This is a genomic window from Serratia sp. (in: enterobacteria) (assembly GCF_052400455.1).
Classification (GTDB): domain Bacteria; phylum Pseudomonadota; class Gammaproteobacteria; order Enterobacterales; family Enterobacteriaceae; genus Serratia; species Serratia ureilytica.
In genome coordinates this window covers 4,715,885-4,735,769 of sequence record NZ_CP185812.1, presented here as the reverse complement: position 1 = coordinate 4,735,769, position 19,885 = coordinate 4,715,885, and the positions used below count along the sequence as shown (strand labels likewise).

Sequence of the window (19,885 nt, the reverse complement as noted above, 5' to 3'; positions counted from 1 at the left end):
TTCCCCGCCGTTGTGGGGAGCAACCACCGCCGTACCATACAGAGAACTAAGCGCGACATGGAGAGAATTACTGTAACGCTTGGGGAGCGCAGCTACCCGATTACCATCGCCGCCGGATTGTTTGACGATCCGGCTTCTTTTATGCCGTTAAAGGCGGGTGAACAAGCGATGTTGGTCACCAACCAGACCCTGGCGCCGCTCTATCTGGAGCGTGTCCGGCAGGTGCTGGAGCAGAGCGGCGTCGTGGTGGATCAGGTGATTCTTCCCGATGGTGAGCAGTACAAATCTCTGGCGGTGTTGGAGCAGGTGTTTTCGGCGCTGCTCGAAAAACCGCACGGGCGCGATACCACGCTGATCGCGCTCGGTGGCGGCGTTGTCGGCGATCTGACCGGCTTCGCCGCCGCGTGCTACCAACGCGGCGTGCGCTTCATTCAGGTTCCCACCACGCTGCTGTCGCAGGTGGACTCCTCCGTGGGCGGCAAGACCGCCGTCAACCACCCGCTCGGCAAAAACATGATCGGCGCTTTCTATCAACCCGCTTCGGTGGTGGTTGATCTGGATTGCCTGAAAACGCTGCCGACGCGTGAACTCTCTTCCGGCCTGGCCGAAGTCATCAAATACGGGATCATTCTCGATCGCGAGTTTTTCGTCTGGTTGGAACATAACATCGATGCGCTGATGGCGTTGGATATGCAGGCGTTGGCCTACTGTATTCGCCGCTGCTGCGAGCTGAAGGCCGAGGTGGTGGCCGCAGACGAACGCGAAAGCGGTCTGCGCGCCCTGCTGAATCTGGGCCATACTTACGGCCATGCTATCGAAGCCGAGATGGGCTACGGCGTGTGGCTGCACGGTGAGGCGGTGGCTGCGGGCATGGTGATGGCGGCGGAAACCGCGCACCGTCTCGGCCAGTTCTCCGTTGAAGACATCGAGCGCATCAAAGCGCTGCTGCTGCGCGCCGGCTTGCCGGTCTGCGGGCCGCAGGAAATGACGCCGGAATCCTACTTGCCGCACATGTTGCGCGACAAGAAAGTGCTGGCGGGGGAACTGCGTTTGGTGTTGCCGACCGCGATCGGTGCGGCGGAAGTGCGCGGCGGCGTAGGGCATGAGCTGGTGCTGGCGTCGATCGCCGCCTGCTTGCCTGAGCGGAAGCGTAATTAAATCGGACTAAGTAACAGTGGCTTAGCCGCCATTAGCATCTATATTAATACAGTGAGCAGAGCACGACGGGTGTCGCTTTGCCATCATCGGGTTAATCCGCCCGTGCCACGGTAGGTCTACGGTGGTGGGCTTTTGCCTCTAGTTGGAGGGTTTCAGATGGACGAGTTTAAACCGGAAGACGATCTCAGACCTGATAGCAGCGATCGTCGTCCTACGCGTTCGCGCAAGCCGGCCGCCGCGCCGCGCTTCGCCGTTTCGCGCCAGCATTTGATGATTGGCATCGGCATTTTGGTGCTGCTGCTGCTGATTATCGGCATCGGTTCAGCCCTGAAGGCGCCGACCAAACATGAAGCGGCGCAGGAGAGCGGCGCGCAAAACGGCGCGGCCCGCGATATCAATCTGTCCGGTTCTTCGTCGCTGACCACCGCCAATAACGGCGTGCCGGGCGGCACGACGGATACCCACGATAATAACGGCGTGAGCGCGACTCAGCCGCAGCAACCGCAGAACGTCAGCGTTCCGCCGATCTCCGGCACGCCGACCGAAGCGCAAACGCAGCCTCAGCAAGGCGGTGCGCAGCAGCGCGTCGATTTGCCGGGCAACATGGCGGATGCGCTGTCGCAGCAGCAGGGGCAGGTTGACGCCGCTACGCAGGGCATGACCGGCGCAGCGTCGACGTTGCCGACCGCACCGGCGACGGTGATGAGCGGCGCCGCAGCGCGCGAAGCGACGCGTCCTGTGCAGGGCACTGCCCCGCAACAGCATAAAACGCCGGCGAAAACCGCCGCCGCCAAACCGACCGCAACGCAGCATAAATCACCGACTACGGTGTATACGCCGCCGGCCAAGCCGTCTTCCACCGCGAAAGCGGGAGCGGTCGCCAGCAGCGGCAGTTCTGTGCAGTCTGCGCCGGGCAGCCACTATACCTTGCAACTGAGCAGCGCTTCGCGTTCCGATACGCTGAACGCCTACGCCAAACAGCAGAAGCTGCAGAATTACCTGGTGTACGCCACCAAGCGTGACGGCAAGCCGTGGTATGTGCTGGTGAGCGGCAACTATGCGTCTTCTGCTGAAGCGAAGCGCGCCATTGCTTCGTTGCCGGCCGATGTGCAGGCGAAAAAACCATGGGTTCGACCTGTACACCAAGTGCAGCAAGATCTTAAAAAATAAATCATTTAAATTTGTGCGCTGATGTGCTGTCTGAAACAGAGTACAATCCGCCGCTCTGAATTGTATAAGTAGCTAATTGACGGCATGAAGAAAAACCGCGCTTTTTTAAAATGGGCTGGTGGAAAATACCCGCTGGTAGATGAGATTCGTCGCCATCTGCCGGCGGGAGACTGCTTAATCGAGCCCTTCGTGGGTGCGGGATCCGTCTTTCTGAATACGGATTACGACGCCTACATTCTCGCCGACATCAATAGCGATCTTATCAACCTGTATAACATCGTTAAGCTGCGCACGGATGACTTCGTGCGCGATGCCCGCACGCTTTTCGCCGATGAATTCAATAACTCGGATCAGTTTTACCTGCTGCGAGAAGAGTTCAATACTAGCACCGAGCCTTACCGCCGGGCGCTGCTGTTCCTGTACCTGAACCGTCACTGCTATAACGGCCTGTGCCGCTATAACCTGCGCGGCGAGTTCAATGTGCCGTTTGGCCGGTACAAGAAACCGTACTTCCCGGAAGAAGAGCTCTACTGGTTTGCTGAAAAATCGCGCAATGCCACTTTTGTCTGCGAGCATTACCGCGATACCATGGCGAAGGCCGCAGCCGGCGCCGTGGTGTATTGCGATCCGCCTTATGCGCCGCTGTCGGCGACGGCGAATTTCACCGCTTACCACACCAACAGCTTCAGCATCGCCGATCAGCAGAGCCTGGCGCATCTGGCGCATCAGCTCTCGGTAGAGAGCCGGGTGCCGGTATTGATTTCCAATCACGATACCGAGCTGACGCGCGACTGGTACCAGCATGCTGCGCTGTATGTGGTGAAAGCGCGCCGCACGATCAGCCGCAATATTCTCGGCCGCAGCAAAGTGAACGAGCTTTTGGCGCTGTATCGCTAAGCCGGGGGCACCCCGGCGCATAACAACTCGACCCTACGTTTGGAGAAGCGGATGAAAAAGTTTTTGATTGCCCCGTCCATTCTGTCGGCAGATTTTGCCCGGTTAGGTGAAGATACCGCTAACGTGCTGGCCGCAGGCGGCGACGTGGTGCACTTCGACGTCATGGACAACCACTACGTGCCCAATCTGACCATCGGTCCGATGGTGTGCGAAGCGCTGCGCAACTACGGCATTACCGCGCCGATTGACGTACATCTGATGGTCAAGCCGGTGGATCGCATCGTGCCTGACTTCGCCAAGGCCGGCGCGTCTTATATCTCTTTCCACCCTGAAGCCTCCGAACATGTCGATCGCACCATTCAGCTGATCAAAGAGCACGGCTGTAAGGCCGGCCTGGTGTTCAACCCGGCGACCCCGCTGAGCTATCTTGATTACGTGATGGATAAAATCGACGTGATCCTGCTGATGTCGGTCAACCCGGGCTTCGGCGGCCAGTCGTTCATCCACGGCACCCTGGACAAGCTGCGCCAGGTGCGCAAGCTGATCGACGACAGCGGTCGCGATATCCGTCTCGAAGTCGACGGCGGGGTGAAGGTGGACAACATCGCCGAAATCGCCGCCGCGGGCGCCGATATGTTTGTCGCCGGTTCCGCCATCTTTGGCCAGCCGGACTACCGCAAGGTGATCGACGAAATGCGCAGCGAGCTGGCGAAGGTTTCCCATGGCTGATTTCGGCGCGATCCGCGCACTGGCCTTCGATCTTGACGGTACGCTGGTCGACAGCGCGCCGGGCCTCGCGGCCGCCATCGATATGGCGCTGGAAGAGAGGGGGCTGCCGCAAGCGGGTGAAGAGCGAGTTGGCACCTGGATCGGCAACGGCGCCGACGTGCTGGTGCAGCGCGCGCTGCGCTGGGCGGAAGCGGAAGACACGCCGGAGCAGTGCAGCCGGCTGCGTGAGCGCTTCGATCATTTCTATGCGCAGACCGTCGACAGCGGTAGCCGCCTGTTCCCGCAGGTGCAAGAGACGCTGGCCCGACTGGCCGCGCACGGCTACCCGATGGCGCTGGTGACCAACAAGCCGACGCCGTTCGTGGCGCCGCTGCTGGCATCGTTGGGGATTGGCGACTATTTCTCGCTGGTGATCGGCGGCGACGACGTGACGGAAAAGAAACCGCACCCGGCGCCGTTGTATCTGGTGCTCGGCAAGCTTGGGCTGCGCGCGCATGAACTGCTGTTCGTCGGCGATTCACGCAACGATATTCAAGCCGCGCAGGGCGCCGGTTGCCCAAGCGTCGGCTTTACCTACGGTTATAACTACGGTGAATCGATAGCCCTGAGCCACCCCGATCGGGTGTTGGAGCGCTTCGCCGATTTGTTGCCCGCTCTTGGGCTGTCATCTTTAGAGAATCAGGAAATTTAAACATGAGTAAGCCCATCGTATTTAGCGGCGCGCAGCCGTCCGGCGAACTGACCATCGGCAACTACATGGGTGCGCTGCGTCAGTGGGTGCAGATGCAGGACGACTACGACTGCATCTACTGCATCGTCGATCTGCATGCCATCACCGTGCGCCAGGACGCCGAGAAACTGCGCAAGGCCACGCTGGATACGCTGGCGCTGTACCTGGCCTGCGGCATCGATCCGGAAAAAAGCACCATCTTCGTGCAGTCGCACGTGCCTGAGCACACGCAGCTGAGCTGGGTGCTGAACTGCTACACCTATTTCGGCGAACTGAGCCGCATGACGCAGTTCAAAGACAAATCCGCGCGCTACGCGGAGAACATCAACGCCGGGCTGTTCAGCTATCCGGTGCTGATGGCGGCGGATATCCTGCTGTATCAAACCAACCAGGTGCCGGTGGGCGAAGACCAGAAGCAGCACCTGGAACTGAGCCGCGACGTGGGCCAGCGTTTCAACGCGCTGTACGGCGACGTGTTCAAAGTGCCGGAGCCGTTTATTCCTAAATCCGGCGCGCGCGTGATGTCGCTGCAGGAACCGACCAAGAAGATGTCCAAGTCGGACGATAACCGCAACAACGTGATCGGCCTGCTGGAAGATCCGAAAGCGGTGACCAAAAAGATCAAACGCGCAATGACCGACTCGGAAGAGCCGCCTGTCGTGCGTTACGACGTGGTCAACAAGGCGGGCGTCTCCAACCTGTTGGACATCCTCGCCGGCGTCACCGGCAAGAGCATCGCGCAGCTGGAAGCCGAGTTCGAAGGCCAAATGTACGGCCACCTGAAAGGCGCGGTGGCGGAAGCCGTCTCCGGCATGCTGGCTGAGCTGCAGGAGCGTTACCACCGCTTCCGCAACGACGAAGCCTACCTGCAGCAGGTGATGCGCGACGGCGCCGCCAAGGCTCGCGCACGCGCGCAGGAAACCCTGGCGAAGGTTTATCAGGCCGTCGGTTTCGTACCGCCGCAGGCGTAACGCCGGCGCAAATAAAAAAAGCGGCCTTGGGCCGCTTTTTTTACGTCGGTATCACGCCATTTGCGCCAGGCCGGCGGGCGGGGCCTCGCTGGCGAACCAATTAAGCTTGCTGCGCAGGCTGACCACGCTGCCGACGATGATCAGGCTGGGGCTGGCGGCCTGCAGGGACAAGGCGCCCAGTTGGCCAAGCTCGCCTTCGATCACCCGCTGGCGACAGGACGTGCCGTTTTCCACCAGCGCCACCGGTGTGATGGCCGGCAGTCCGTTCGCGATCAGCCGGCGCTGGATCTCCGCCGCCTGCGATAGCCCCATATAGAACACCAGCGTCTGTTGCCCGGCGGCCAGCGTCGCCCAGTCCAATCCACCGTCGGCCTTGGCGTGGCCGGTCACCAGACGCACGCTCTGCGCGTGGTCGCGGTGGGTGAGCGGGATGCCGCTGTAGGCGGAACAGCCGGAGGCGGCGGTGATGCCCGGCACCACCGAGAACGGCACGTTGGCGTCCGCCAGCGTTTCCAGCTCTTCGCCGCCGCGGCCGAAGATAAAGGGATCGCCGCCCTTCAGGCGCACCACGCGTTTGCCTTGCCGCGCTTGCAGCAGCAGGATGTGGTTGATCTGCTCCTGCGGCACGCAGTGATGGCCGGCGCGTTTGCCAACGAAGATGCGCTCGGCGTCGCGACGCACCAGCGTCATGATCGCTTCGGAGACCAGCCGGTCGTAAACCACCACGTCGGCCTGCTGGATCTGTTGCAGCCCTTTCAGCGTCAGCAGGCCGGCATCGCCCGGCCCGGCGCCCACCAGCACCACTTCACCGCGATCCTCAGGCCGTTCGCTGAACAGCTGTTCGAGCTGGCGTTCGGCCAGAGCCGCGTCGTCATTGGCCAGCGATTGCGCCAGCCGATCGTGAGCGAACAGCCGCTCCCAGAAGCGGCGGCGCGCGCCGAGGCTGCTGAAGCGCTGTTTCACCCGTTGACGCAGCGATCCGCCTAGCTGCGCCAGCTTGCCGAGGTGTTGCGGCAGCAGCGCTTCCAGCTTCTCGCGCAGCAACCGCGCCAACACCGGCGCTTTGCCGCCGGAGGACACCGCCACCACGATCGGCGAACGATCGATGATCGACGGCATGATAAAGCTGGCGCGTTTTGGGTCATCGACCACGTTGCAGAACACCCGCTGCTGGTTGGCGCACTGGTACACCCGCGCGTTGACCTCCAGCCGGTCAGTGGCGGCTATCACCAACCATTTTTCCGTCAGCAGGGCCGGGCTGAATTCGCCCTCGGCCAGCGTCAACAGGCCTTCTACCGCCCACTGGTGGAACTGCGGGCTGAAGGCCAGGGCGTTGACGGTCAGCGCCGCGCCGGCGTCCAGCAGCAGGCGCGCCTTGCGTTCGGCGATTTCGCCGCCGCCGACCAGCAGGCAGGCTTTGTGTTGCAGTTGGCAGAAAATCGGCAGGTAGTCCATCGGCATTCCTCGGGGTTATCGGCGTGGGGGCGGGATGCGCCCCCGAAAGGTTATGCCGCGACTTGCACGATGCCGTCGACCACCCGGCTGGTGAAGCTGGCGACGGAGCGGCTGTCATCTTCCAGGCAGTGGCCATCGTACAGGCGGAAACGCTGTTTCTTCAGCGGGCTGGCGACCCACAACTCCCCCTGATGCTCGGCGATCAGCCCGCGCGACAGCACGCTGGCCTGGGCGAACGGGTCGATATTGCTGATGGCGAACACCTGTTCGTCGGCATAGGGGCGGAACACCGCCACCTGCCGATCGCCGATCAGGGCGCACACGCCGGTGCCGGGCAGGATGTCGGCGATGGGGCAAACGGTAATCCACTGGCTCATGCTTGGCTCTCCTCGGTGTCGATCAGGGTGACGGCAATGCGCTCGTCAGGGCGCGCCGGGCGGTGTTGGTCACGTTCGGCCACCACCTGCACGTTCGGATCGCGCAGCGGGCTGTTGATGAAGTGGGCGAAGCGCAGCTGTGTTTCCGGGCGCTCGACGGTTTCTTTCCACTCGCAGATCACCGCCTCGCGCAGGCGGGCGATATCCGCTTCCAACTGCTCGTTGATGCCGAGCTTGTCGTCGACGATCACCTTGCGCAGGTAATCGATGCCGCCTTCCAGGCTCTCCAGCCATACCGAGGTGCGCTGCAGCTTATCGGCGGTGCGGATATAGAACATCATGAAACGGTCAAGGTAGCGCACCAGGGTCTCGCTATCGAGATCGGCGGCCAGCAGGTCGGCGTGGCGCGGTTTCATGCCGCCGTTGCCGCAAACATACAGGTTCCAGCCGTTTTCGGTGGCGATGATGCCGACGTCCTTGCCCTGCGCTTCGGCGCATTCCCGGGTACAGCCCGAGACGCCGAATTTCATTTTGTGCGGGGTGCGGATGCCTTTGTAGCGATGTTCCAGCGTGACGCCGAAACCGACGCTGTCGCCGACGCCATAGCGGCACCAGGTGCTGCCGACGCAGGTTTTCGCCATGCGCAGCGCCTTGGCGTATGCGTGCCCGGTTTCAAAGCCGGCGGCGAGCAGCTTGCGCCAGATGGCCGGCAGGTCGTCTTTCTGCGCGCCGAACATGCCGATGCGCTGCGAGCCGGTCATTTTGGTGTAAAGGTTGTACTCTTTGGCGATCTGTCCGATGGCCAGCAGGCCGTCCGGAGTGATTTCGCCGCCGGCGGAGCGCGGTATCACCGAGTAAGTGCCGTCTTTCTGGATATTGCCGAGGAAGTTGTCGTTGGTATCCTGCAACGGCGTGTGCTGCGGTTTGAGGATGTATTCGTTCCAGCACGAGGCCAGCAGCGAGCCGACGGTCGGTTTGCAGACTTCGCAGCCGTAGCCTTTGCCGTATTTGGCCAATAACGCCTCGAACGACTTGATGCCTTCGACGCGGATCAGGTGGAACAGCTCCTGGCGTGAATAGGCGAAGTGTTCGCACAGGTGGTGGTTGACCTCGATGCCTTGCTTGCTCAGCTCGGCGTTCAACACCTGGGTGAGCAGCGGGATGCAGCCGCCGCAGCCGGTGCCGGCCTTGGTTTCGGCTTTCAGCGCCGCCACGGTGTGACAGCCTTGGTTGACTGCCCGGATGATGTCGCCTTTGCTGACGTCGAAGCAGGAGCAAATCTGCGCGCTTTCCGGCAGCGAATCCACGCCGATGGCCGGCTTGCTGCCCGCATGGGCCGGCAGGATCAGGCCGTCCGGGTTTTCCGGCAGCGCGATGCCGTTCAGCGCCAGCTGCAGCAGGTTGCCGTAATCGCTGGTATCGCCGACCAACACTGCGCCGAGCAGGGTTTTGTTGTCGGCGCTGACCACGATGCGTTTGTAGACCTCTTTGCTCTCATCCAGATAAACGTAGCTGCGGGCGCCCTCGGTGCGGCCGTGGGCATCGCCGATGCCGCCGACGTCTACGCCCAGCAGTTTCAGTTTGGCGCTCATATCGGCACCCTGGAAGCCGTTTTCGCGGCCCAGCAGGTGATCGGCGGCCACCTGCGCCATTTTGTAACCCGGCGCCACCAGGCCGAAGGTGCGATCGCGCCAGGCGGCGCACTCACCGATGGCGTACACGTCCGGATCCGATGTCTGGCAGCAGTCGTTGATGGCGATGCCGCCGCGGCGGCCGATCTCCAGTCCGCATTGACGCGCCAGCTTGTCCTGGGCGCGGATGCCGGTGGAGAAAACGATGAAATCCACTTCCAGCAGGCTGCCGTCGGCGAAATGCAGGGTTTTGCGCGCCGTGCCGCCGCCGTTGACGATCTCCTGGGTGTTTTTCCCGGTGTGTACTTTGACGCCCATGCGCTCGATCTTGCGGCGCAGCTGGTCACCGCCCATCGGGTCGAGCTGTTCGGCCATCAGCACTGGAGCGAATTCGATCACGTGCGTTTCCACCCCCAGGCTTTTCAGCGCGCCGGCGGCTTCCAGCCCCAACAGCCCGCCGCCGACCACCGCGCCGCGTTTGCTGCGGCGCGCGCAGGCTTCAATGGCGTTCAGGTCTTCGATGGTGCGGTAAACGAAGCAGTCCTGGCTATCCGAGCCTTTAATCGGCGGGATCCACGGATAGGAGCCGGTGGCCATGATCAGCTTGTCGTAATAGACGGTGCGTCCGGTATTGGAGTGGATGACTTTCTCGTCGCGATTGATGGTGATGGCGCGTTCGCCGATCAGCACCTTCACGCCGTGCTTTTCGTAAAAGCCTTCGCGCACCAGCGACAGCTCTTCGGCGGTATGGTGCGAGAAATAGGAAGAGAGATGCACGCGATCGTAAGCGATGCGCGGCTCTTCGCAAAATACGGTGATGTCGAATAGGTCTTTGTCTGCTTTATCCAACAGATCTTCGATGAACCGGTGGCCGACCATGCCATTGCCGATCACGGCAAGTTTGACTCTGCTCATTATTGCCTCAAAATTCGGGTTTCCTAGGCTTACCTTATCCCTCCCGAGGGGCAATTTATTGATGCAAATCAATCGCGCCTTTATATACCCACAACGTGGTATATGAATGATTTTCCACGTTTTTTGATAAGTTGCGGATTTTATTCACCTTTAGCTGAAGCGAGTCAGGTCGCGCACCAACTACCCCGCTGGGAGTAGACGCGCAGGCCGGCATGCAACGGCGACTTTGTCAGCGCGATCCGCTGTCAGTATGATGAAGAAAACCAGCGCAACGGCAGAGGTGAAGGGTGGTGAAACGTCCATTGAAGTTTATCGACAACCTGCGTTTAAGCGGGCATGAAGGATTGTGGCAACTGGCGATAGAACAGGGGCGCATTGCGCATCTGGTGCCGCAGCCGGAAGGGCAGGAGTGGCGCAGCGACGTGCTGGATGCGCAGGGCGGGCTGGCGCTGCCGGCATTCGTCGAACCCCATATTCATCTGGATACCACGCAAACCGCCGGCCAGCCGGCCTGGAACCAGTCCGGCACGCTGTTTGAGGGGATCGAGCGCTGGGCAGAACGCAAAGCCTTGTTGACCCATGAAGACGTCAAGCAACGCGCCTGGCAAACGCTCAAGTGGCAGATCGCCAACGGCGTGCAGTATGTGCGCACCCACGTCGACGTTTCCGATCCCACGCTGACCGCGCTGCGCGCCATGCTGGAAGTTAAGCAGGAGGTGGCGCCCTGGGTAACGCTGCAGATCGTCGCCTTCCCGCAGGAGGGGATCCTTTCCTATCCCAACGGCGAAGCATTGCTGGAAGAAGCGCTGCGGCTGGGAGCCGACGTGGTGGGCGCCATTCCGCATTTCGAGTTCACCCGCGAGTACGGCGTGGAGTCGCTGCACAAGGCATTCGCGCTGGCGCAAAAATACGATCGGCTGGTGGACGTGCACTGCGATGAAATTGACGATGAGCAATCGCGTTTCGTCGAGACCGTGGCGGCGCTGGCGCTGAAGCTGGAGATGGGGGAGAAAGTCACCGCCAGCCACACCACGGCGATGCACTCTTACAACGGCGCTTACGCCTCGCGGCTGTTCCGCCTGCTGAAAATGTCCGGCATCAACTTCGTCGCCAACCCGCTGGTGAACATTCACCTGCAGGGGCGTTTCGACAGCTACCCAAAACGGCGCGGCGTGACGCGGGTGAAGGAGATGCTGGAAGCGGAGATCAACGTCTGCTTCGGCCACGACGATGTGTTCGATCCCTGGTATCCGCTCGGCACCGCCAACATGCTGCAGGTGCTGCATATGGGGCTGCACGTGTGCCAGCTGATGGGCTATGGCCAAATCGACGACGGGCTGAAGCTGATCACCAGCCACAGCGCGCGCACTCTTAACCTGAGCGACTACGGCCTGGCGGCCGGCAACAGCGCCAACCTGGTGATCCTGCCGGCGGAAAGCGGTTTCGACGCGGTGCGCCGCCAGACGCCGGTGCGTTATTCGATTCGCCAGGGCGCGGTGATCGCCGAAACGCGGCCGGCGGAAACCACGCTGTATCTGCAGCAGGATGAGACGGTGGATTTTCGGCGCTAAGGCGCAAAAAAAGGGCGCCTTGCGGGCGCCCTTGATGTATTTGATGCGAAGAAATCAGTGCGTTACGTGACCGTGGCTGCGGTGCTTGGTCACGAAGCCCAGCAGCAGACACATCACGAACACCGCCAGGTACAGGCCGTTGGCGGTGGTCAGCGCCGCGTGCGCCCCGCCTTTCGCCACGATCGGGCCGGTGACCACGAAGGTCAGCATGGTGCCGATGGTGCCGCAGGTCAGGATAAAGTTGACCAGCTTCGGCGAGGAGACCTTGGTCTGCAGCGAGCCGAGGGTGATCAGCGTGGTGTAGATGGCGCTGGAAACGAAGCCCAGGGCCATGATGTAGTAGCCCAGGTGCTCCGGATTGTCGGTGCTGACGAACAGGTACATCGCGCCGGTGGCCAGCGCGGCCAGCACGGTAACGATGCGCTGCAGATCGAAGAAGCGCAGGATGAAGCTGAACACCCACATGCCGACCATGTATGAGGTCCAGAAGTCGCTCACCAGCTTACCGGCCTGGCCGATGTCCATGTTGAACGACTTGGTGGCGTACTCAGGCACCCACTGAATGAAGCCCAGCTGGCCAAGGATGTAGCACAGCGCGGCGATCGAGAGGAACAGCACGCCGATGCCCCATTTTTCTTTCTCGACCGGTTGACCGGCGTCGGCGCCTTTCTTGCCCAGCACCGGGAAGTCGGAGCACAGGGTCAGCACGAAGATCCCCACGTACAGCAGGCCGATGCAGGCATAAACCCAGTACCAGCCGATATGGCGAGCCAGCAGCATGGCGGCGACGATTGGGAAAATCATCCCGGCCATGCTGAAGAAGGAATCGGTGAACAACAGGCGTGAACCGCGCTGGCGGCCGGCATACATGTGGGTGATCAGGAAGGTGCCGATCGACATGGTGATGCCGCTAACCACGCCAAGGATAAACATGCACAGCGAGAACATGGTCAGGCTCTTGCCGAGCATCAGCCCTGCCACCGCCAGCACCATCAGGACAAAGCCGAAGATCAGCTGACGCTTCAGCGGGATGATTTCCATCAGCCAGGCATTGAGGAAGATCGAAATCAAAATGCCGGCGTTGAGGAAAGTAAAGGTGTTACTCATGCTGGAAACCGGCAGATTAAAGTACTCTGCAATGTTTCCCATCACCATCCCTGTGACGATCACTAAAGCACCGGTCAGCGCGTACGAAAAGAAGCTGATCCAGGTAAGCCGTATGCGGTTACTGTCATTCATTATATAGGCCTGAATATGTCTGTTAGAGGTTTTAAAACTGGCATAAGGCCGCTGGCTTTTCCTGGCAAACGCAGAAAAAGTCCCGTTCAGGCCACCAGGGGGCGGATCCTAGCACAGACAACGGGATTTTTTGTGATGGCTGTCGATTTTTTGATGCAACCCATGAAGGGATGATACGCATTATTGTGATCTATTTGCGTACCGTCACAATGGAATCACGGTTGATGATCGTTGGCTCAAAACGGTGCGTCGGGGTGGCGGGATCGATCAACCTGCGCGCCGCGTATTGCGCCATCTCGCTGATGGGAAAGTGTACGCTGCTCAACGCCGGACGGACGAAGGGCGCCCGTTCGCCGCTGTCGTAGCAGATCAAGGAGATATCCTGCGGCACCCGCAGGCGGTGCTCGTTGATCGCCAGCAGGGCGCCGATCGCCATCTCTTCGTTGCAGCAGTAGATGGCGCTGGGCGGCGCGGCCTGCCGCAACAGGCGATCGGCGCAGCGGTAACCGCTTTCCAGATCGTAAACGCCCTCCAGACAGGCCACCGGCTCGATATTCGCCGCCTGCATCGCTTCTTCAAACCCTTGCAGCCGCAGGCGGCTCGACGGCCGCTCGCGCGGCCCGCTGATGCAGGCGATGCGCCGGTGGCCGGCGTCGAGCAGTTGCTGGGTCGCCATGCGGCTGGCGAGCGGATGATCGAAGGTGACGCAGCGGTCTTCCAGCCCCGGCACCAGACGATCGAGCAACACGAAATGACGTTGCTCCGCCGCCAGCTGGCGCAGCCGATCGTCGCTGAGAAAACGCACGTGCAGGATCACGCCGTCGCAGCGCAGGCTGAACAGCCGCTGCACCGCCTGCCATTCGTTTTCGGCGCTGTTGCGGCCCTGGGTCACCAGCAGCTGCTTGCCGTGGGATTCGGCCTCGGTTTGCACGAAGTCCATCAGCGCGCCGAAGAAGCCGCCGCGATACGACGTGGTGACCAACCCGAGGGTATTGCTATGGCTGGAGGCGAGCGCGCGGGCCGCCGGGTTGGGGGTGTAACCGAGCTGGGCGACGGCGCGCTCAACCTTCTCGCGGGTCGGCGCTTTGACGTTGCTGTCGCCGTTCACTACCCGCGATACGGTGGCGCGCGATACGCCCGCCAGCGCCGCGACATCTTCCAGTGTCACCATCGTCCAACTCCTGATTACGGCTAAAAAAATGGGTTCGGCGCGCCGAACCCCTGTCATACCGCGCGCAGGCGCTTACCTGAACTGCGGCAAATACGGCGCGTTTATCGTCAACACCTCGTCCAGCAACGGCTGCGCCAGATTGGCGTTGCCCACCAGCGGGTTGGCGATCAGCGCCAGCAAGCCGCTGCGGCGATCGCCGTGCACCGCGGCCTCGATGGTCAGGCGTTCGTAGGCTTTCACCTGCTGCGTCAGCGCCTGCATCGGTTCCGACAGCGGGCCGAAGGTCAGCGGATGCGCGCCCTGAGCATCGACGATACAGTTGATTTCTATCACAGCATCGTCCGGCAGGCCATGGATTGCGCCGCGGTTTGCGGTGTTGACCACTAATTGCGTGCCGAGATTATTATGGATAGCACGGATCAGCTCCAGCGCAACTTCGGAATAGAAAGAACCGCCGCGGAAGCTGAGCTGCTCCGGCTTACTGTTCAACTGCGGATCGGCATACAGCTCGAACAGCTCTTTTTCTACCTGCATCACCTGCTCGGCGCGGGTGCCGCGCTCGCCGGCGGCGGCCATCTCTTCCGCCAGCATCTCGCGGGTCTGGTAAAAATAGCGGTGGTACGGGCAGGGGATGGCGCCGAGCGCGCGCAGGAAGTCCGGCTGCCAGGGCTCTTCCTTGATGTTGTTCATGGTCAGCGCCGCGCCGTCGCACAGCATGTCGATCACGTTGCCGGTGACGTCGCGCCCCTGCTGCGTGACCTGATGCACCCAGACCATGTGGTTCAAACCGGCGAACCGCAGCTGCACGTCGGCGTAAGGCGCCTGCAGCATGTTGGCGATCATGTGATGCATGCTGATCGGTACGTTGCACAGGCCGATGATCTTCGCTTTGGTAAAGCGGGACACCGCCTCGGTGACGATGCCGGCCGGGTTGGTGAAGTTGATGATCCAGGCGTCCGGCGCCAGCTTTTCCACCCGACGGGCGATATCCAGCATTACCGGAATGGTGCGCAGCGCCTTGGCGAAGCCGCCGACGCCGGTGGTCTCCTGGCCGAGCAGCTGATATTTGAGGCCCAGTCGTTCGTCGGCGGCGCGCGCCGGCAGTTGCCCGACGCGGAACTGGGTCAGCACGAAAGCGGCGCCGCAAATCGCTTCGTCCAGCGCGAAGTGCACGCTGACCTTCACCTGTTCCAGCCCGTGGCGCGCCAGCATGCGGCGGGTCAGGGCGGCGATGGTTTCCACTTTTTGGCGGCCTGGCTCGACGTCCACCAGCGCCAGTTCGGTGACCGGCAGCTCATCGATGCGTTGGATCAGCCCATCGACCAGTTCGGGAGTGTAGCTGCTGCCACCGCCAATCACCGCGATTTTGAGCGTGCTCATGAGCGGCCCTCCGTTTGCGACTGACGGCGATAGAGCTCGATCATGTCGTCGGCCAGATCCTGGATCACCATGGCGTTCATCAGATGATCCTGCGCATGTACCGTGATCAGGTTGATCGCCAGCTTGCCGCAGCCTTCGTCCAGGCCGATCAGCTCGGTCTGGATCAGGTGCGCCTTCTTCACCCACTCTTTGGATTCGACCATGTGTTTGGCCGCGGCGGCGAAGTCACCGGCGCGCGCTTGCCGCAACGCCATCAACGCATTACTGCGCGCGCTGCCGGAGAACACCAGCAGTTCCATGATGGTGCTTTCAAACTCGGGGCTGACTTCAGTCATCAATTCACTCACGTCATTTCTCCAGGGGTTGCGCGGCGACGCCGCCGTGGGATACCTCAGTATCCGTTCTTTTTATAATGAGAGCGCTCTCATTTATATAGGGTAACGGCAACGGGTGTGCAAACTGGGAGGTAGATCGCAAAAAACGCCCCGGGGAGGCGCTGGGCAAAAAATGCGTGACGCGGTTGGCAAAAAAGCCTTCTGCGCCCATACTTTCCGCAGCAAAATTCAGGGCCACCTAGGATATGTCCCGTAATTGGGTAAATATAGGTAAATGGCTGGCACTTGCCGATACAGCTCTTTAGAATCAAAGCGCTTTTCCGTTGTTTGTCTCTCAGAGAAAGGACCCGTTAATGTTCAAACGTACTTTAGTGACCTTCGTCGCGCTGTGTTCCCTGACAGCGATGGCGCCAGCGGCGCTCGCCGCCGGTGAAACCCATGTCATGCTGACCACCTCGGCAGGGAATATCGAGTTGGCGCTCGACAGTCAGAAGGCACCGGTTTCCACCCAGAATTTCGTCGATTACGTGAACAGCGGGTACTACAACAACACCATTTTCCACCGCGTGATCCCTGGCTTTATGATTCAGGGCGGCGGTTTCACCGCTGACATGCAGCAGAAATCCACCAAGGCGCCAATCAAGAACGAAGCCGACAACGGCTTGCGCAACCTGCGCGGCACCATTTCGATGGCGCGCACCGCCGACAAGGACAGCGCCACCAGCCAGTTCTTCCTGAACGTGGCCGATAACGCCTTCCTGGATCACGGCCAGCGTGACTTCGGCTACGCCGTGTTCGGCAAAGTGGTGAAAGGCATGGACGTCGTGGACAAGATCGCTCAGGTGCCGACCGGCAACGTCGGCCCTTACCAGAATGTGCCGACCAAACCGGTGGTGATTCTGTCGGCCAAGGTGCTGCCGTAAGTTTTTTGGCCGATCCCGCCGGGGTCGGCCGTCCTTCCTCACGAAGCCTTGCCTTCATCACTGTTTTCTCCCGCGCCCCATGCTCTAATCGGCAGACAATAATCAGACCGGAAATCCGGCGTTCGCCCTTTGTTGTCTCTGGATGAGTTGCTGCCATGTATGAATTTAACCAGGTGCTGTTGCTGTTGCAGCAGATGTGCGTCTATCTCGTCATCGCCTATCTGCTGAGCAAAACCCCGCTGTTTATCCCGCTGATGCAGGTGACCATTCGCCTGCCGCACAAGCTGCTGTGTTACGTGATCTTCTCGGTGTTCTGCATCATGGGCACCTATTTCGGGTTGCACATTCAGGATTCGATCGCCAATACCCGCGCGATAGGCGCGGTCCTGGGCGGCTTGCTGGGCGGGCCGTCGGTAGGCTTTCTGGTCGGGCTGACCGGCGGGCTGCACCGGTATACGCTCGGCGGCATGACCGACGTGGCCTGCGCGATCTCCACGGTGTCGGAAGGCTTGGTCGGCGGCATCGTACACAGCATCGCCATGCGCCGCGGGCGCATCGAACTGCTGTTCAATCCGCTGTTCGTCGGCGGCGTGGCGCTGGTGGCGGAAGTGTTGCAGATGGCGATCATTCTGGCGGTGGCGCGCCCTTACAACGAGGCGTTGCAGCTGGTGGAACACATCGCGCTGCCGATGATGATCGCCAATACCGTCGGCGCGGCGATGTTTATGCAAATCCTGCTGGATCGGCGCGCGATGTTCGAGAAATACACCAGCGCTTTCTCTTCCAAGGCGCTGAAAATCGCCGAGCGTACCGAGGGTATCCTGCGGCAGGGCTTCGATCAGGAAAACAGCATGAAGGTCGCCCGGGTGATTTATCAGGAACTGGGCATCGGCGCGGTGGCGATCACCGATCGCGACAAGCTGTTGGCGTTTATCGGCATCGGCGACGATCACCACCTGCCGGGGACGCCGATCGCCTCGGTGCATTCGCATCGCGCCATCGACAACAACGAGGTGGTGTACGCCGACGGCAACCAGCTCTCTTACTGCTGCTCGATCAATCCGGCCTGCAAGCTGGGATCGACGCTGGTGATCCCGCTGCGCGGCGAAAACCAGCGGGTCATCGGCACCATCAAGCTGTACGAACCGAAAAGCCAGCTGTTCAGCACCATCAACCGCACGCTGGGCGAAGGCATCGCCAGCCTGCTGTCGGCGCAGATCATGGCCGGACAGTACGAGCGCCACAAGCAGCTGTTGGCGCAGTCGGAGATCAAGCTGTTGCATGCGCAGGTCAACCCGCATTTCCTGTTCAATGCGTTGAATACGCTGGTGGCGGTGATCCGCCGTGATGGCGAGCGCGCCTGCGAGTTGGTGCAGTCCCTTTCGACCTTCTTTCGCAAAAACCTCAAGCGCTCGGATGATGAAGTCAGCCTGGCGGACGAGATAGAACATGTGAACGCCTACCTGCAGATCGAGAAAGCGCGTTTCGCCGATCGGCTGGAGATTGCGGTATCGCTGCCCGAGGCGCTGCTGGCGGCGCGGCTGCCGGCGTTTTCGCTGCAGCCGATCGTCGAGAACGCCATCAAGCACGGCACCTCGCATCTGTTGGGCGTGGGCCGCATCGAAATCGGCGCCTGCTGCGAAGGCGATCATCTGCTGCTGCAGGTGACGGACAACGCCGGGCTGTTCCAGCCGAAACCGAACTGCAGCGGGCTGGGTATGAATCTGGTGGATAAACGCATTCGCGTGCGCTACGGCGAAGGCTATGGTGTGCAGGTGGATTGCCGGCCGGACGCCTATACCCGCATTACGCTCAATGTTCCCATGGAGAGGGCCGCCTGATGTTAAACGCACTGATTGTTGACGATGAGCCTTCCGCGCGCGACAACCTGCGCCATCTGCTGGAGGCCGAAGCGGGGATCACGATCATCGGCGAATGCGCCAACGCCATCGAAGCCATCAGCCAGATCCACCGGCTGCAGCCGGATGTGGTGTTTCTCGATATTCAAATGCCGCGCATCAGCGGGCTGGAAATGGTCGGCATGCTGGATCCCAATCGGATGCCGCACATCGTGTTTCTGACCGCCTACGACGAATACGCGGTGCAGGCGTTCGAGGAGCACGCCTTCGACTATCTGCTGAAGCCGGCGGAGCCGAAGCGGCTGAGCAAGACGCTGCAACGCCTGCGGCAGCGCAGTGCGCCGCAGGACGTGACGGCGCTGGATGAGAGCGCCGGCTACCTGAAATACATTCCCTGCACCGGCCACAGCCGCATCTATCTGCTGCGGTTCGACGAGGTGTTGGCGATCCGTTCCAAACTGAGCGGGGTATTCGTGGTGCGCAGCGACGGCATGGAGTGTTTCACCGAATTGACGCTGCGCACGCTGGAAAGCCGTACGCCGCTGGTGCGCTGCCATCGGCAGTATTTGGTCAACCTGGAGCAGGTGCGCGAGATCCGCTTCGAAGAAGGCGGCGCGGCGGAGATGATCATGTCCGCCGGCGATCCGGTGCCGGTCAGCCGGCGCTATTTGAAAGCGCTGAAGGAGCAACTGGGGCTGCGGGGGTGACTATACGGGTGGCCACCGGCGGCGGGTATGCACGATGGCCAAGATGATGACGCGCTGAGCCGCCCATTCATAGACCAGCAGATAGGACGAAGAGATGACCAACTCGCGCGTGCCGGCTATCCGACCCGTTTTTCCGCTGGCGGGATGATGTACGAGGCGTGCCGCCGCGTCAGCGATTTTTACATCATTTTCTGCGGCGGCGGCCGGGTTTTTAAGTTCCAACCATTCATAAATCGCCAGACGATCGGCGATGGCGAGTTCCGTCCATATCAGTTTCACAAAAGTCCTTTTGTGGTTTATCGCGTTGATTTAGCTCTGCGTTCGGCGAAATAAGCGGCGACCTCTTCATCGTCGGCGAACTTGCCTTCACGCAACGCCTTGCGGCTCACCTCGACTTTTTCCCTCAGCCACTGGTCGTATTCTTCCTGCTGAGCCTGGCGGCTGACAAACTCGCGCATGAAATCGCGCAGCAGTTGTGAAGCCGTGCGGTCGGCGGCCTTTGCTGCGCTGGCAAAAGCGGTTTTTAACTCTTCATCCACGCGGATTACCACGGTAGATTCAGGCATGGTATTTACCTCGTATATACAGCGTAATATTCACTATAACACCGCCGCTTTATTGTTCAAGCAAGGACGGTCGGAGGCTCTGGCGTTAAGCGCAATCTGAA

Annotated in this window: 19 protein-coding genes; 10 read left to right on the top strand and 9 right to left on the bottom strand. The window is 61.0% G+C overall.

From position 1 onward, the window contains the following. Positions 1–57 precede the first annotated feature (57 nt). From aroB to trpS, 6 genes are all read left to right on the top strand, one after another. Complete coding sequence (aroB, locus tag ACORQT_RS22790; RefSeq protein WP_046687922.1) at positions 58–1,158, top strand: 3-dehydroquinate synthase; 1,101 nt, start codon at positions 58–60, stop codon at positions 1,156–1,158. Positions 1,159–1,314: 156 nt separating this feature from the next. Next, positions 1,315–2,328, top strand: a complete 1,014-nt coding sequence (locus ACORQT_RS22785) for an SPOR domain-containing protein (RefSeq protein WP_033645274.1) — start codon at positions 1,315–1,317, stop codon at positions 2,326–2,328. 84 nt (positions 2,329–2,412) lie between these two features. Beyond that, positions 2,413–3,225, top strand: coding sequence for an adenine-specific DNA-methyltransferase (gene dam, locus ACORQT_RS22780; RefSeq protein WP_033651736.1), 813 nt, complete (start codon positions 2,413–2,415; stop codon positions 3,223–3,225). Positions 3,226–3,276: 51 nt separating this feature from the next. Next, positions 3,277–3,954: a ribulose-phosphate 3-epimerase gene (gene rpe / locus ACORQT_RS22775; RefSeq protein ID WP_019456160.1), complete on the top strand. Its 678-nt coding sequence runs from the start codon at positions 3,277–3,279 to the stop codon at positions 3,952–3,954. After that, on the top strand, positions 3,947–4,645 hold the full coding sequence (locus ACORQT_RS22770) for a phosphoglycolate phosphatase (protein ID WP_074056096.1): 699 nt from the start codon (positions 3,947–3,949) through the stop codon (positions 4,643–4,645). Before rpe ends, ACORQT_RS22770 begins: the two co-directional genes overlap by 8 nt. 2 nt (positions 4,646–4,647) lie before the next feature. Continuing rightward, on the top strand, positions 4,648–5,655 hold the full coding sequence (gene trpS / locus ACORQT_RS22765; RefSeq protein ID WP_004930324.1) for a tryptophan--tRNA ligase: 1,008 nt from the start codon (positions 4,648–4,650) through the stop codon (positions 5,653–5,655). Between the two features lie 51 nt (positions 5,656–5,706). On the opposite strand, the gene cysG is transcribed toward trpS, so the two are convergent. Genes cysG through nirB form a run of 3 tightly spaced genes read right to left on the bottom strand, consistent with a single transcriptional unit; the run spans position 5,707 to position 10,033 of the window. Continuing rightward, positions 5,707–7,110, bottom strand: coding sequence for a siroheme synthase CysG (gene cysG, locus ACORQT_RS22760; RefSeq protein WP_042785496.1), 1,404 nt, complete (start codon positions 7,108–7,110; stop codon positions 5,707–5,709). 50 nt (positions 7,111–7,160) lie between these two features. Next, positions 7,161–7,487: a nitrite reductase small subunit NirD gene (gene nirD / locus ACORQT_RS22755; RefSeq protein ID WP_033645269.1), complete on the bottom strand. Its 327-nt coding sequence runs from the start codon at positions 7,485–7,487 to the stop codon at positions 7,161–7,163. Beyond that, positions 7,484–10,033 carry a nitrite reductase large subunit NirB gene (nirB, locus tag ACORQT_RS22750; protein WP_042785495.1) on the bottom strand — a complete coding sequence of 850 codons (2,550 nt, stop codon included), beginning with the start codon at positions 10,031–10,033 and terminating at the stop codon, positions 7,484–7,486. Before nirB ends, nirD begins: the two co-directional genes overlap by 4 nt. A 290-nt stretch (positions 10,034–10,323) precedes the next feature. Between nirB and ACORQT_RS22745 the strand changes: the two genes are divergently transcribed. Beyond that, a complete protein-coding gene (locus tag ACORQT_RS22745; protein WP_204317252.1) occupies positions 10,324–11,604 on the top strand; it encodes a cytosine deaminase in 1,281 nt (426 codons plus the stop codon). Between the two features lie 54 nt (positions 11,605–11,658). Here the strand turns inward: ACORQT_RS22745 and tsgA are convergent, their stop codons facing one another. The 4 genes from tsgA to ACORQT_RS22725 all read right to left on the bottom strand — a co-directional run bounded on the left by tsgA (position 11,659) and on the right by ACORQT_RS22725 (position 15,729). Further along, positions 11,659–12,843, bottom strand: coding sequence for an MFS transporter TsgA (gene tsgA, locus ACORQT_RS22740; RefSeq protein ID WP_025304528.1), 1,185 nt, complete (start codon positions 12,841–12,843; stop codon positions 11,659–11,661). A gap of 190 nt (positions 12,844–13,033) precedes the next feature. Beyond that, positions 13,034–14,014 carry a LacI family DNA-binding transcriptional regulator gene (locus ACORQT_RS22735; protein WP_033645266.1) on the bottom strand — a complete coding sequence of 327 codons (981 nt, stop codon included), beginning with the start codon at positions 14,012–14,014 and terminating at the stop codon, positions 13,034–13,036. A gap of 72 nt (positions 14,015–14,086) precedes the next feature. Beyond that, positions 14,087–15,394, bottom strand: coding sequence for a 6-phospho-beta-glucosidase (locus tag ACORQT_RS22730; protein WP_089192324.1), 1,308 nt, complete (start codon positions 15,392–15,394; stop codon positions 14,087–14,089). Beyond that, positions 15,391–15,729, bottom strand: coding sequence for a PTS lactose/cellobiose transporter subunit IIA (locus tag ACORQT_RS22725; RefSeq protein WP_025304525.1), 339 nt, complete (start codon positions 15,727–15,729; stop codon positions 15,391–15,393). Before ACORQT_RS22725 ends, ACORQT_RS22730 begins: the two co-directional genes overlap by 4 nt. 353 nt (positions 15,730–16,082) lie before the next feature. On the opposite strand from ACORQT_RS22725, the gene ppiA reads away from it, so the two are divergent. From ppiA to btsR, 3 genes are all read left to right on the top strand, one after another. Continuing rightward, complete coding sequence (gene ppiA, locus ACORQT_RS22720; RefSeq protein WP_033636286.1) at positions 16,083–16,652, top strand: peptidylprolyl isomerase A; 570 nt, start codon at positions 16,083–16,085, stop codon at positions 16,650–16,652. Positions 16,653–16,807: 155 nt separating this feature from the next. Further along, positions 16,808–18,493: a sensor histidine kinase gene (locus ACORQT_RS22715; RefSeq protein ID WP_033651731.1), complete on the top strand. Its 1,686-nt coding sequence runs from the start codon at positions 16,808–16,810 to the stop codon at positions 18,491–18,493. Then, on the top strand, positions 18,493–19,218 hold the full coding sequence (gene btsR, locus ACORQT_RS22710; RefSeq protein WP_025304522.1) for a two-component system response regulator BtsR: 726 nt from the start codon (positions 18,493–18,495) through the stop codon (positions 19,216–19,218). The genes ACORQT_RS22715 and btsR overlap by 1 nt, the downstream gene beginning before the upstream one ends. On the opposite strand, the gene ACORQT_RS22705 is transcribed toward btsR, so the two are convergent. Together ACORQT_RS22705 and ACORQT_RS22700 are read right to left on the bottom strand one after the other, a co-directional pair. After that, complete coding sequence (locus ACORQT_RS22705) at positions 19,219–19,497, bottom strand: type II toxin-antitoxin system RelE/ParE family toxin (protein ID WP_042785492.1); 279 nt, start codon at positions 19,495–19,497, stop codon at positions 19,219–19,221. A 17-nt stretch (positions 19,498–19,514) separates the two neighbouring features. Continuing rightward, complete coding sequence (locus tag ACORQT_RS22700) at positions 19,515–19,784, bottom strand: hypothetical protein (RefSeq protein ID WP_042785491.1); 270 nt, start codon at positions 19,782–19,784, stop codon at positions 19,515–19,517. Positions 19,785–19,885: the final 101 nt, after the last annotated feature.